Raw genomic sequence first — 11,203 nt, forward strand, 5'->3', positions numbered from 1 at the left:
GAGAGGGTCAGGCTGCCCGGTAGGGCTGGTAGCGGGGCCGCCAGCTCAGGGTGGAGAGGGCTTCCTGCAAGGTTTCATCATCAAGGGCAGGGCAGAGCTGTTCTTCCTGGGCCTGCCGGGCTACGGCGTGGGCAACCTTCAGGGCGACATCATGAATGGTCTCAATGGGGGGAAGCAGGTTGCTGCCCCCGGTCTGCATCGGGGAGAGGGCTGCAACAGCCTGTGCTGCGGCCATGATCATCCCCTCGCTGATGTTTTCTGCCTTGCAGGCCAGCGCCCCCAGCCCAAGACCGGGGAAGATGTAGGAATTGTTGGTCTGGTCAATGATGATGCTGCGGTCATCAAGTTCAACCGGGGAGAACGGGCTGCCCGTGCTGACGATGGCCCGTCCGCCTGTCCATGTCAGAATGTCCATCGGAGTGGCCTCGACATGGCTTGTCGGGTTGGAGAGAGGGAAGATGAGGGGATGGGAGCAGTATGACGCCATCTCCCGGATCATGGCTTCCTTGAAGAGGCCCGCCTGACCGGAAACACCAATGAGGATGGTCGGGTGATTCTTGCTGATGACCTCCGCCAGAGTCCGGCCCTGTCCATTCTGGGCTGTTTCATCCTGCCGGGCAAAGAGGGCCTGCCCTTCGCTCAGCCCGTCCATGTCATGGGTCAGCAGGCCTTGGCGGTCCACGATATAGAAACGCTTCAGGGCCTCTTCCTGCGACAGCCCTTCGGCCTTCATGGCGGCAAGGAGAAGCCCGGCAATGCCAATACCCGCCGCACCGCCGCCTGCAAAGGCAATGCACTGCTGCTCCAGTGTTTCGCCTTTGGCCTTCAGGCCGCTGAGGATGGCAGCTGTGGCAATGCCTGCCGTGCCCTGAATGTCATCATTGAAGCTGGGAATACGGTTCCGATAACGCTGGAGAAGTGGTGCGGCATTGCGTCCGGCAAAATCCTCCCAGTGCAGCAGGCAGCCCGGCCAGCGCGCCTGAAGGGCCGTTACGAATTCCTCGATGAAGTCTTCATAGTCCTGCCCTCTCAGGCGGGGGGTGCGGCTGCCGATATAGGTAGGGTCATTGCGGAGGGCGACGTTGTCCGTCCCGACATCCAGCATGATGGGCATCATCAGGGCTGGATTGATCCCGGCGCAGGCCGTGTAGAGGGAAATCTTGCCAATGGGGATGCCCATGCCATTGGCTCCCAGATCGCCCAGCCCGAGGATGCGCTCACCATCCGTGACGATGACAAGGCGGATGTCGTCATTGGGGATGGCAGCCAGCCGACCTGCCATGTGTCCACGGTCCGACCCGGAGAGAAAGAGCCCCCGTGGTTTCTGCCAGATTCTGGAGAACTCCTGACAGGCCTGCCCTACACCCGGTGTGTACACGACAGGCATGAGCTCCGTGAGATACTTCTGCAACAGGGCATAGAAGAGGGTCTCGTTCGTGTCCTGTATGGCACGGAGGCGAACATGCCGGTCCAGCATGTCCGTTTCACTCATGATGTTTTCATAGGCCTGTGCGACCTGCTCTTCCAGCGTGTGGATGCCGGGTGGAAGGAGACCATGCAGCCCCAGGGCCGTGCGTTCTTCCCAGGGGAAGGCGGTGCCCTTGTTCAGGAGGGGATCATTCAGCACTGCCATGCCACGCTGGGTGACGGGATGGGAAGATGGCGTAGCGGACATGGGTATGATCCTCCGGAATCATGCAGGCTGGAAAACGGGGCAGATGATAGGCTCATGAAGGGTGAAAAGGAACCCGCCTTCAGTCTTTGTGGAGGTGCAGCCACCGGTCTCCGGCAAAGCGGAACTGGGCAAAGATGAACCCTACGGCCAGTCCTGCCAGCATGAGCAGAATCAACCATGGGGAGAAGGGGGCGAAGAGCTGGGGAAAAAGCAGCCGGGTGAGGCCAAGGACCAGCGCCAGACCGCAAAGAGAGGAGAGTAGGACCTCCCGTTTCACAGGGCCATAATGTTTTTCGGCCCGGCAGTGCGGGCAGACACTGGCCGTGTTCTGTAGCGGCTGATGGCAGCAGGGGCAGGCACTCATGCTGCGTGGGGGCAGGCTTTGCGGGGTGCTGTCCAGACGGGTGGCCGCACTGCGTGTCAGGCGGGGGAGTGGACCGGGTTTCATGGCTGTTGGCCACTCTGGGAAGTGGATGATGGTGTCATGGTGCTGGCCGGTGGGCTGATGGGCGAGGTCCTGAAGGCGGATGCTGGAATCTGGCTGGCAGGCTGCGGTCCGAAGAAGGGCTGGCCATTGATGGCATAGAGCAGCAGGGCCAGCAGGGGGATGAGCAGCAGGGTGGCAAGGCCGATGATCTTGTGGGCATTGCCTGCACCGGAGAGGCTCCGGGGCGGGGTGGAGACATGGTTGACGATCTCCCGCTCCGTCTCGATGCGGGCTGCATCATAGGGCTGTTTTTCCAGCAGGCCGGCCTTCCGGTCCCGTTCCAGCGAATCAAGCCGACGTCTGTAGAGGGACAGGGTGGGGTCGTCCGTCTGGCTGGAGACCTTCATCCGCAGGATGAGGCTGAGGCCGATGGGCAGCCCGATGAACAGGCAGATGAGGGCAACGATCAGCAGTGACATAGGTCAGTCCTTTCTCAGCAGGCTGTCCAGAGTGCGGCGTTCTTCCGGTGTGAGGGGTGCCGGTGGCGGAGCGGGACGGTACCAGAAACGGCAGGCCAGAAGCAGGGCCACCATGAGGCCGAGCAGGGGCATGAGCCAGAGCAGCGCCGTGGCTGGCGAGAAGGCGGGGCGAAGCCGGATGAATTCTCCGTATCGCTGGACCATCCAGGCCCTGATCTCTTTTGCCGTATGTCCCTGCTGGAGCTGCTGGCGGACAGCATGGCGCAGGTCCCTGGCCAGAGGGGCAGAACTTTCCTCGATGCTTTCATTCTGGCAGACGAGGCAGCGGAGCTGCTGGCCGATCTGCTGGGCCTTCCGCTCAAGAGCCGGGTCAGACAGCATCTCATCCGGCGTGTCCACGGCCAGACAGGTCGGGCTGACGAGAAGCAGCAGGAGCAGGGTGACGGCCAGCCTCATGGTGCTGCCTCCAGATGCGGAACGACACGGGTCTGGTAGACCGCCTCCGTCAGGCCACCCGTTCCATGCCAGACAATCCGTCCGCCCATCTGCGGGTCAGGCATGATGAGAAAGGCTTCCGGCACGCCGGTCACACCCCATTCAATGGCGGCCTGTCCATCCTGATCCAGACCAAGCCGGGTGAAAGGCTGGCCTGCCCGTTCCAGCCAGCGGGAGGCACTGGCGGGCTGGTCTTTGTAGCAGAGGCCCCAGAGGGCCAGCGGTGCATCACGCTTCTTCCGGGGAGCGGCGAGGGAGGCGGCAAGCTGGCTGATGAACGGGATTTCTTCCACGCAGGGCAGGCACCATGAGGCCCAGACAGACAGCAGGACCGGCTGCGTCATGGTCCTGAAATCTTCCCGGGTCAGCCCGGCCTGTCCGGGCAGGGAGGAGAGGGCGGGGAACTCCGGCACGGGCTGGCCCGTCAGCGGGGTGTTGATGGCTCTGGGATCAAACTGCCCCCGATCCAGTCCATGAAGTATCCTGATGAATCCAAGTCCCAGCCCCGCAGCCCCCAAGACGGGCAGGGCGGCCAGAAGATGGCGGCGTGTCAGCGGCATGATCTGAGCTCCCCTTCCACCGGTTTCGGACGCCGCCGTGAGGGGAGCAGATGCAGCCCCCCGCCAAGGGCCATGATGATGCCGCCCAGCCATATCCATGAGGCCAGAGGATTTTCATGCAGGCGCAGGATGGCACTGTAATGGCTCTGCCCCTGTGGGTCACGCTCTTCCTTCACGCTGCCAAGGGCAGCATAGAGGTCTTCCAGCGGGCGGTGGAGGATGGCGACATGCAGTGTACGCTGCCCCTGCCGGGGGAAGAGGCGGATCTCTGGCGTCAGTTCTGTGAGAACCGGCCCGTGGGCATCGTGATGGCGGATGGTCAGGTGTGCTTCCACGGCCTCATAATTGGGGCCGTGATGGGCGGTCAGGGCGGTCAGTTCCCAGTCCCGCCCGGTCAGCGTGGCATGGGTGCCGGGTCTGGCCTCTATGAGGCGTTCTTGGCTGCCCGCCATGCCGCAGAGACCGAGGATGGTCACCCCCACGCCGACATGGGCCAGGCTGGCGGCCCAGAGACTGCGGGGCAGGCGGTGCAATTGGCGGCTGCCTTCAGGCAGGCCACGCAGACGGAGGATCAGGTCACAGAGGGCGGCGCTGATGACCCACAGGGCCAGCAGGGCCGACAGGGCCGCCAGTGGTGTGGGGAACAGCCAGAAGGCGGGCAGGATGTTTCCGGCCGTGATGAGCAGGGCCGGGGCCAGACGGGGCAGGAGCCTGTCCGCTCTGGCCTGTCGCCATGGCAGGGCCATGCTCACCCCCATGACGGCCAGAAGTGGCAGGGTGAGCGGAATGGTCGTGGCGTCAAAGAAGGGTTTGCCAACGGAGAGGGTGCGGCCAAAGAGCAGCTGCATGAAGGGGGGGTAGAGCGTCCCCGTCAGCACGACGGCGCAGAGCGTGCAGAGCAGGATGTTGTTGAGCAGCAGCGCACTCTCACGGGAGAGGGGCGAGAAACCTGCCTGCGGGGTGGGCAGGGCAGGAGCACGGATGGCGAAGAGCAGCAGGCTGCCGCCGCCATACAGGCCCAGAAGCCCCAGAATGAACAGCCCCCGGGCTGGGTCGTTGGCGAAGGCATGGACGGAATTGAGAATGCCCGACCGGACGAGGAACGTCCCGGAGAGGGAAAAGGCAAAGGTGGCAATTGCCAGCAGCAGGCACCAGACGTGCAGCAGATTGCGTTTCTCCACGACCAGAACGCTGTGCAGCAGGGCTGTGCCCGTCAGCCATGGGATGAGGGCGGCATTTTCCACCGGGTCCCAGAACCAGTATCCCCCCCATCCCAGCACGGAATAGGACCACCATGACCCGAGCGTGATTCCCAGCGTCAGCAGGGCCCAGGCACTGATGACCCACGGGCGCATGTGGCGGGCCCAGAGCGCATTAGCCCTGCCGTCCAGCAGTGCACTGATGGCAAAGGCGAAGGGCACGGCAAAGCCGACATAACCGCTATAGAGCAGCGGGGGATGCACGGCTAGGCCGGGGTCCTGAAGGAGCGGATTCATGCCCATCCCGTCGGCCGGAACGGGCCAGAGCCGCAGGAAGGGGTTGGAGGTCGTCAGGCAGAAGAGCTGGAAGCCAGCTCCCACCAGTCCCAGCAGGGCCAGAAGCCGTGCCCGCAGGCGGAGGGGCAGCCCTTCCGGCCGGGCGGCACTCTGGCCGGGGAGAAGGGCCAGCCCTGCACACCAGAGGCTCAGCAGCGTGACCCAGAGCAGGAGGGAACCCTCATGATTGCCCCAGAGACCGGCGATCTTGTAGGCCCACGGCTTGTTGATGGCCGAGGTTTCGGCAATGAGTTTCAGGGAGAAATCATTGCCCAGAGAGGCGGTGACGAGGCAGGTCCATGCAAAAAGCAGGGCAAGGCACTGGCTGAGGGCCAGAGGGCGGGCCAGGGCCGTCAGGGGGCTGTCCGTCCGGCGGAGACCGGCCAGCGGCAGGACACCCTGCATGAGGGCCAGGGCACAGGCCAGAGCCAGCGCAAAATGCCCGCCCTCGGGGCAGAAGATGGTGGCCAGCATGGTCATGTCACGGTGCGGCCCCTGGCCCGGGAGGCGTGTCCGGGTGGGGCACGGTCATGCTGTTCCAGTCGGCGGCATTGGGAGGAGGGCCGAAACGGGGGTCCCACCGGCCACTTTTCTGGAGAGCATCGGCAACCTCTTTGGGCATGTAGGTTTCATCATGCTTGGCGAGAACCTCGCTGGCGGTGAAGCCGTGGCCATCATACCGGCCCAGAGCCACCACGCTCTGCCCTTCCCGGAACAGGTCCGGCAGGATGCCCCTATACTGCACGGTGACGGCAGCCTGCCCGTCCGTCACGTCAAAGCGGGCCTCTGGCGTGTCGTCGGAGGCCCTGCCAGTATGGAGGGACCCGGCCACGACCATGCCGCCCAGCCGGATGGTCCGGGTTGGTGCCGGCGGATGGGCCAGCACCTGTGAAGGAGCCATGAAGAAGACGATGGTGCTGGAAAGCGCATTGAGAACCAGCCCGACCGCCCCACCTAGGCAGAGCAGGCAGGCCAGGATGATCCAGAAACGTCCGGCCTTGCGGCGGGTGAGGGGAAATGACGCAGACATACCGTTCCCGTTTAAAGACACGAGGGCGGGCTGTTAATCCCTTTCCTGTCCGGCAGGCAGATTTGCCGTTTTCTGCTGGAGACGCTGCATGAGGGCAAGCCGCCGTTTGGCCCGGCGAAGGCGGAGCAGGCTGCTGCTGACCGTCACGGCCAGGATGACGATGACCAGCCCGTAGCTGGCCAGCACGAACCCCCAGTGCGGGGGCCAGAAGGCGGGTGCGGTCATGGTGAGATGTCCCGCAGGGCCAATGCCTGGGTGCGGCGCTCCAGCAGGGCGGCCCGGCAGCGTATGAGGAGCAGGGCCGTTCCCGTCAGTGTAAAGCCTGCCGTGCAGACGAGCAGGGGCCAGAACATGCTCATGGCCATGGTGGGGGCACCGGTCAGGGTGATGCTGTCGGGCTGGTGCAGGGTGTTCCACCACTGCACGCTGAACTTGATGATGGGCAGGTCCACCACACCGGCCAGAGCCAGCAGGGCAGCGGCCCTCTGGCCCCGCACGGGGTCGTCAAAGGCCCGGATGGTCAGGATGTGTCCGAGATAGAGGAAGAACAGCACAAGCATGGAGGTCAGTCGGGCATCCCAGACCCACCATGTCCCCCAGCCCGGCTTGCCCCAGAGCGACCCGGTGATCAGGCACAGGGCGGCGGCCGTGGCTCCCAGCGGTCCGGTTTCGAGGGCGACGATACCGGCCAGCGGATGCCGCCAGACGAGGGACAGAAGCCCGCAGGCAGCCAGCAGCACGTAACCGGCAGAAGCCAGCCACGCCATGGGGACATGCAGATACATGATGCGCACCGTCTCGCCCTGCTGCCAGTCTGCCGGGGCGAAGCCGAGGCCCCAGATCAGCCCGGCAGCCAGTACCGCCAGCCCGACAAGCAGGCAGGGCAGGGCCATGGGGCGGGTGACATGCAGGAATCGGGCCGGGCTGCCTGTCCATCGTCCGGATGGTGCGGGGTAGGTGGAAAAAGACATGGGGCAAGTATGGCGGCTTCACGGAAAGAAGAGAAATGAAAAATGGTGTCATCATGGCGGCAGACGTTCCGGGAAGCTCCCGCTTTGAAAAAGCCTCAAAGTCAGGCATTGTAGAGTGGCTGGCCACACACGATATGGCCGTGGACAGATGGAGCGGAAAAACCGGGAGTGCCGCCCCGGAAAACAGGGAGATTGTGACGCATGGCCTTCTGGCTGATCAAATCGGAACCGGCCTCTTTCTCATGGGATGAGCAGGTGAAGAATGATGTCGAACCGTGGACCGGCGTACGGAACTACCAGGCACGCAACAATCTTGCCGCCATGAAGTGCGGGGACAGGGCCTTGTTCTACCATTCCGTGACGGAAAAGCGCATCGTCGGTGTGGTCGAGGTCGTGCGGGAAGCCTTTCCGGACCCGACGGCGGATGATCCCCGCTGGGTCTGCGTGGACGTGAAGGCCGATGGAGCCTTTCGCTCCCCCATCACGCTTGCGGAGATCAAGGCTGACCCGGCTCTGGAAAGCATGGCATTGCTCAAGCAGTCCCGCCTTTCTGTTGCCCCGGTGACAGAGGAAGAATTCGCCTATCTGACCCGCAAGGGCCAGTGGGAAAAAGCGCAGTAACGATGGACCCGGCCCCCTGCTGTGGTGGCCCGCTCTGGAAATGAGGAGATTCAGACCATGACGGAACAGCGTAAGGACCATGTGCCCAGTGCGAGTTTCCTGTCCCATGATCTTGATGCAGAAGCCCTGTCCCAGCTCCATGCCGTGCTGGATGGGGTGGAGAAAGGTCGGGGCACGCTGGCCCGTCTGGGTGACCTGATGGGTGGTGCTGTGGGCCGGGCAGCCCATATGGGGTTGCAGGGCCTGTCTCTGGCGCCGGGCCTTCAGGAAAAACTCCAGAAGCTGGCCAGTTCTGCGCTGGACCAGGCCTACCGTCTGGCCATTCTTGGTCTGGACCGCAAGGCAGGTGGGGCCGGGGCACGGCGTGAGAATCTGATCCAGGCCGCCGTGGCGGTCTCCGGTGCGGCGGGTGGTTTTGGTGGCTTTGCCAGCATGGTGCCGGATGTCGGGTTCACCACGCTGGCCATCATGCGGGAGATTGCCGCCATCGCTCAGGAAAATGGTGAAGACCTGCGGAGCGAGGAGACATGCCGGGCCTGTCTGGAAGTCTTCGCCCTGCGGAGCATGGGAGAGCAGAAAGGCGAGGGGGAGCTGGGCTTTTTCGCTGCCCGTGGCCTGATGCGTGGCCAGCCGCTTGTGATGCTGATGGCCGAGGTGGCGGGACATTATGGCATGGCCCTGTCCCGCAAGCTGGCAGCCCAGATGGTGCCGGTAGCCGGGGCTCTGTGCGGGGCGGCCATCAACTCGGCCTTCCTTGCTCATTATCGGGCTCTGGCCAAGGCCCATTTCACCATCCGCAGGCTGGAGCGCCTGCACGGGGCTGCTGTGCGGGATGCCGCCGAGGCGTATCGAGGTCGCAGCGCAGAAGCGTGAGCAGGGCTGTCTGCACGGCTTTCAGAGGGGCGGACTCCGGCAGGGGCCGCCCCTCTGTTTTTCTGTCCGGGTGGCGTTTTCAGCGTGGGGCCATGCGGTAGAGCTGATACAGCTCCAGTGGTCCGAAGACGAGAATACCCATGAGGGCAAAAACGCGCATGACACCCATGAGGGGAGTCAATGCAGGCCAGACCAGCTGAAGAAGGAAGGACAGGGCCAGTGCGATCGTATAGATGTAGGTCTGCGATGAAGGGCGTGAGGGAGACTGGCTGGACATGATTCGGCTTCTCTGTAGGGAAAGATTATCTGATGGAGCCTATCACATCTGACCTGCTTCTGCGTGCTTATGGGGAAGGTCTGTTCCCCATGGCACCGGATGAGCAGAGCGATGAGCTGGAATGGTTCTGCCCGCAGGAGCGGGGGATCATTCCCCTGGAGGCACCAGCCCTGCCCCGGCGGCTGATGCGGACCGTCATGGCCGGGCAGTACCGCCTGTGCAGTGATGAGGATTTCGATGGCATGATGCAGGCCTGCGCCCGCCTGACGCCCTCCCGGCCGGAAACATGGATCAGCGGGCGCATCCGCCAGCTTTATGGCGAGCTGCACCGTCTGGGCCATGCCCATTCCGTGGAGGTCCGGGACAGGGAGAGCGGAGCGCTTCTTGGGGGGCTCTATGGTGTGTCCCTGCATGGTGCCTTCTTCGGGGAGAGCATGGTGTCCCATGTGCGGGATGCGTCCAAGATAGCGCTGGTACATCTGATGGCGGCCCTGCGGCAGGGGGGATATGGCCTGCTGGATACGCAGTACGTCACCCCGCATCTGGCCAGTCTTGGCTGTGTGGGAGTGCCCTTTGCGGCTTACAGGCAGCAGCTTGCGGCGGCCATGCAGCAGCCTGCCCGATGGCCTGGAGATGTCAGCCTTGCTGCTCTGGGGCCGGAACTGGAGGCCATGGTGCAGGGCTCTGCCGGGCGGGCAGAAAGGTAACCAATTTCTCTCTGGCCCTGCTGTCATGGTCTGATATGCTTCTGCCCGTTTGCAGGCTGGGCGGTGTCCGGCGCCGGTCATGGATGGAGATGGAGGAAGACGTGCGGATGCAGTGGTGTATCAGGGAAGTCATGCCGGGGCGGGATAAGGTCGTGCGGCGGGCCGGGGGGACAGTGCTGGCGGCCCTTGGGGCTGCCGTGCTGGCCTGTGGCATTGCCGAAGCCGCTGCGCCAGCGGATCATCCCCCTCTGGCACCGATGCGGGATGCCGTGGTGACCTACCGGTTCCAGACAGAAGTGCTGCCGGGCAAGGGGAAGGGAGCCGGGCCGGAGCATCAGGTGGCGGTTTCTTTTGCTGCTTCGGGTGACCGGCTGCGGATTGATCCTGATGATGGGCAGAGCGCCACCATTCTGGACCGCCCCAACCAGATCATGACGCTCGTCAGCATGCAGGAGAGGCGCTACATCCAGTTCCGTCCCATGCATGGGCTGCACAATACGTTCCTGCTCAGTCTGGATATGACCTACCATGCTGGCGGGATGAAGCAGATTGCTGGCGTGCCTTGCCGGGAGTGGGCCATTGAAAGCCCTCGTGGCAAGGCAACGGCCTGCGTGACGGAGGATGGCCTCATCCTCGCCGAGGATGGTGTGGATGCTGATGGTCTTCAGGGCCATCTTCAGGCCGTGTCCGTGCGGTATGAGGACATTCCGGCAGACCGTTTCCAGCCGCCTGCCGGGTTTCAGAGGGTCAGTCCCTTCCTCAAGGGCAGGCCGGCATCCCAGCCGGCACAGGCCCGTCCCGTTCCGGATGCTCCACTGGATGGTACGGCGCATGGTGCCGCCCGTACCGGGGGTGAGGGCAGCAGCGTGCCGGATCAGCCACACAGCCCTGATGATTCGGTGGGAGATGGCAGTGTCTCCCATGGTGACCAGCCCAACAGTGCGGAGCAGTAAAAGCATGACACAGGCAGAAAAGGTTTCAGGTTCCGGTGAGGGGCTGGCCGTGGGGGCCCCGGTGCCCGATTTCGACTTAGCGGGGATGGGCCCCACAGGCGAGGAGAGGGTGAGCAGCCATGCCCTCCGCGGGCAGCCCTATCTTCTGTATTTCTATCCACGGGCTTCCACGCCGGGCTGCACCACTCAGGCCTGCGATCTGCGTGACCATCTGGCCGAGCTGCGTATCCCCGGTGGGGATGGTCTGCGTGTGCTGGGTGTCAGTCCCGATGGTGTGGGAGCGCTGGAAAAATTCATTCTGAAACAGGCGCTCAGCTTCACCCTGCTGTCAGACCCCGATCATGCATTGGCCGAAGCCTATGGCGTGTGGGTGAAGAAGAAGCTCTATGGGCGGGAGTTCATGGGGATTGAGCGGAGCTCCTTTCTGGTCGATGCGGAAGGGCGTCTTGCTGCTTTCAAGCGGAAGGTCAGCCCCGCCAGGCATGTGGCATGGGTGCAGGAGGCTCTGTCCCGGCTCTGACAGCCGGTTTCCGCCAGTCTCCGGTCTGTTCCGGGCAGCCGCTCTCCTGTTTTTCTGTTTCAGGACATCACGGGATGTCT

At 63.7% G+C, this 11,203-nt stretch carries 15 protein-coding genes; 5 read left to right on the plus strand and 10 right to left on the minus strand.

Translation table 11 applies throughout. The features are described from left to right. Positions 1 to 7 precede the first annotated feature (7 nt). The 9 genes from CPA54_RS00790 to ccmC form a co-directional block, all read right to left on the minus strand. Positions 8 to 1,675: an NAD-dependent malic enzyme gene (locus CPA54_RS00790; protein ID WP_154981648.1), complete on the minus strand. Its 1,668-nt coding sequence runs from the start codon at positions 1,673 to 1,675 to the stop codon at positions 8 to 10. Between the two features lie 79 nt (positions 1,676 to 1,754). Beyond that, positions 1,755 to 2,123 (minus strand): hypothetical protein, encoded by a 369-nt coding sequence (locus CPA54_RS00795; RefSeq protein WP_052349162.1) that lies wholly within the window; start codon positions 2,121 to 2,123, stop codon positions 1,755 to 1,757. Next, positions 2,120 to 2,581, minus strand: coding sequence for a c-type cytochrome biogenesis protein CcmI (gene ccmI, locus CPA54_RS00800; protein ID WP_043560921.1), 462 nt, complete (start codon positions 2,579 to 2,581; stop codon positions 2,120 to 2,122). Before ccmI ends, CPA54_RS00795 begins: the two co-directional genes overlap by 4 nt. A gap of 3 nt (positions 2,582 to 2,584) precedes the next feature. Then, the gene (locus CPA54_RS00805; protein WP_086431173.1) at positions 2,585 to 3,037 is read right to left on the minus strand and encodes a cytochrome c-type biogenesis protein; all 453 of its coding nucleotides are present in this window, start codon (positions 3,035 to 3,037) and stop codon (positions 2,585 to 2,587) included. Beyond that, positions 3,034 to 3,636: a redoxin domain-containing protein gene (locus tag CPA54_RS00810; RefSeq protein WP_249085372.1), complete on the minus strand. Its 603-nt coding sequence runs from the start codon at positions 3,634 to 3,636 to the stop codon at positions 3,034 to 3,036. The genes CPA54_RS00805 and CPA54_RS00810 overlap by 4 nt, the downstream gene beginning before the upstream one ends. Beyond that, positions 3,627 to 5,633, minus strand: a complete 2,007-nt coding sequence (locus CPA54_RS00815) for a heme lyase CcmF/NrfE family subunit (protein WP_408902142.1) — start codon at positions 5,631 to 5,633, stop codon at positions 3,627 to 3,629. The genes CPA54_RS00810 and CPA54_RS00815 overlap by 10 nt, the downstream gene beginning before the upstream one ends. Before the next feature lie 19 nt (positions 5,634 to 5,652). Beyond that, positions 5,653 to 6,201, minus strand: coding sequence for a cytochrome c maturation protein CcmE (gene ccmE / locus CPA54_RS00820; RefSeq protein ID WP_052349160.1), 549 nt, complete (start codon positions 6,199 to 6,201; stop codon positions 5,653 to 5,655). Between the two features lie 33 nt (positions 6,202 to 6,234). Beyond that, the gene (gene ccmD / locus CPA54_RS00825; RefSeq protein ID WP_043560918.1) at positions 6,235 to 6,426 is read right to left on the minus strand and encodes a heme exporter protein CcmD; all 192 of its coding nucleotides are present in this window, start codon (positions 6,424 to 6,426) and stop codon (positions 6,235 to 6,237) included. Beyond that, entirely contained in the window at positions 6,423 to 7,172 is a 750-nt protein-coding gene (gene ccmC / locus CPA54_RS00830) for a heme ABC transporter permease CcmC (RefSeq protein ID WP_249085374.1), read from the minus strand. The genes ccmD and ccmC overlap by 4 nt, the downstream gene beginning before the upstream one ends. A 201-nt stretch (positions 7,173 to 7,373) precedes the next feature. Between ccmC and CPA54_RS00835 the strand changes: the two genes are divergently transcribed. Both CPA54_RS00835 and CPA54_RS00840 read left to right on the plus strand, forming a co-directional pair. Beyond that, entirely contained in the window at positions 7,374 to 7,793 is a 420-nt protein-coding gene (locus tag CPA54_RS00835; RefSeq protein WP_081562934.1) for an EVE domain-containing protein, read from the plus strand. Between the two features lie 57 nt (positions 7,794 to 7,850). Next, positions 7,851 to 8,666, plus strand: coding sequence for an EcsC family protein (locus CPA54_RS00840; RefSeq protein WP_249085375.1), 816 nt, complete (start codon positions 7,851 to 7,853; stop codon positions 8,664 to 8,666). Between the two features lie 79 nt (positions 8,667 to 8,745). On the opposite strand, the gene CPA54_RS00845 is transcribed toward CPA54_RS00840, so the two are convergent. Next, on the minus strand, positions 8,746 to 8,943 hold the full coding sequence (locus CPA54_RS00845; RefSeq protein ID WP_043560907.1) for a hypothetical protein: 198 nt from the start codon (positions 8,941 to 8,943) through the stop codon (positions 8,746 to 8,748). Positions 8,944 to 8,975: 32 nt separating this feature from the next. Between CPA54_RS00845 and aat the strand changes: the two genes are divergently transcribed. From aat to CPA54_RS00860, 3 genes are read left to right on the plus strand one after another with little or no spacing between them, the layout of a single operon-like run. Further along, positions 8,976 to 9,650, plus strand: a complete 675-nt coding sequence (gene aat / locus CPA54_RS00850) for a leucyl/phenylalanyl-tRNA--protein transferase (protein WP_081562935.1) — start codon at positions 8,976 to 8,978, stop codon at positions 9,648 to 9,650. A gap of 35 nt (positions 9,651 to 9,685) precedes the next feature. After that, positions 9,686 to 10,603, plus strand: a complete 918-nt coding sequence (locus CPA54_RS00855) for a hypothetical protein (protein ID WP_156878838.1) — start codon at positions 9,686 to 9,688, stop codon at positions 10,601 to 10,603. Positions 10,604 to 10,607: 4 nt separating this feature from the next. Continuing rightward, a complete protein-coding gene (locus CPA54_RS00860) occupies positions 10,608 to 11,123 on the plus strand; it encodes a peroxiredoxin (RefSeq protein WP_086431169.1) in 516 nt (171 codons plus the stop codon). Positions 11,124 to 11,203: the final 80 nt, after the last annotated feature.

It is taken from the genome of Parasaccharibacter sp. TMW2.1890, from assembly GCF_023337645.1.
Classification (GTDB): Bacteria; Pseudomonadota; Alphaproteobacteria; order Acetobacterales; family Acetobacteraceae; genus Bombella; species Bombella apis.

Coding starts and splice junctions, on each gene's coding strand:
- CPA54_RS00790 (WP_154981648.1), bottom strand. CDS start 1,675: ATGTCCGCTACGCCATCTTCCCATCCCGTCACCCAGCGTGGCATGGCA.
- CPA54_RS00795 (WP_052349162.1), bottom strand. CDS start 2,123: ATGAAACCCGGTCCACTCCCCCGCCTGACACGCAGTGCGGCCACCCGT.
- ccmI (WP_043560921.1), bottom strand. CDS start 2,581: ATGTCACTGCTGATCGTTGCCCTCATCTGCCTGTTCATCGGGCTGCCC.
- CPA54_RS00805 (WP_086431173.1), bottom strand. CDS start 3,037: ATGAGGCTGGCCGTCACCCTGCTCCTGCTGCTTCTCGTCAGCCCGACC.
- CPA54_RS00810 (WP_249085372.1), bottom strand. CDS start 3,636: ATGCCGCTGACACGCCGCCATCTTCTGGCCGCCCTGCCCGTCTTGGGG.
- ccmE (WP_052349160.1), bottom strand. CDS start 6,201: ATGTCTGCGTCATTTCCCCTCACCCGCCGCAAGGCCGGACGTTTCTGG.
- ccmD (WP_043560918.1), bottom strand. CDS start 6,426: ATGACCGCACCCGCCTTCTGGCCCCCGCACTGGGGGTTCGTGCTGGCC.
- ccmC (WP_249085374.1), bottom strand. CDS start 7,172: ATGTCTTTTTCCACCTACCCCGCACCATCCGGACGATGGACAGGCAGC.
- CPA54_RS00835 (WP_081562934.1), top strand. CDS start 7,374: ATGGCCTTCTGGCTGATCAAATCGGAACCGGCCTCTTTCTCATGGGAT.
- CPA54_RS00840 (WP_249085375.1), top strand. CDS start 7,851: ATGACGGAACAGCGTAAGGACCATGTGCCCAGTGCGAGTTTCCTGTCC.
- CPA54_RS00845 (WP_043560907.1), bottom strand. CDS start 8,943: ATGTCCAGCCAGTCTCCCTCACGCCCTTCATCGCAGACCTACATCTAT.
- aat (WP_081562935.1), top strand. CDS start 8,976: ATGGAGCCTATCACATCTGACCTGCTTCTGCGTGCTTATGGGGAAGGT.
- CPA54_RS00855 (WP_156878838.1), top strand. CDS start 9,686: ATGCTTCTGCCCGTTTGCAGGCTGGGCGGTGTCCGGCGCCGGTCATGG.
- CPA54_RS00860 (WP_086431169.1), top strand. CDS start 10,608: ATGACACAGGCAGAAAAGGTTTCAGGTTCCGGTGAGGGGCTGGCCGTG.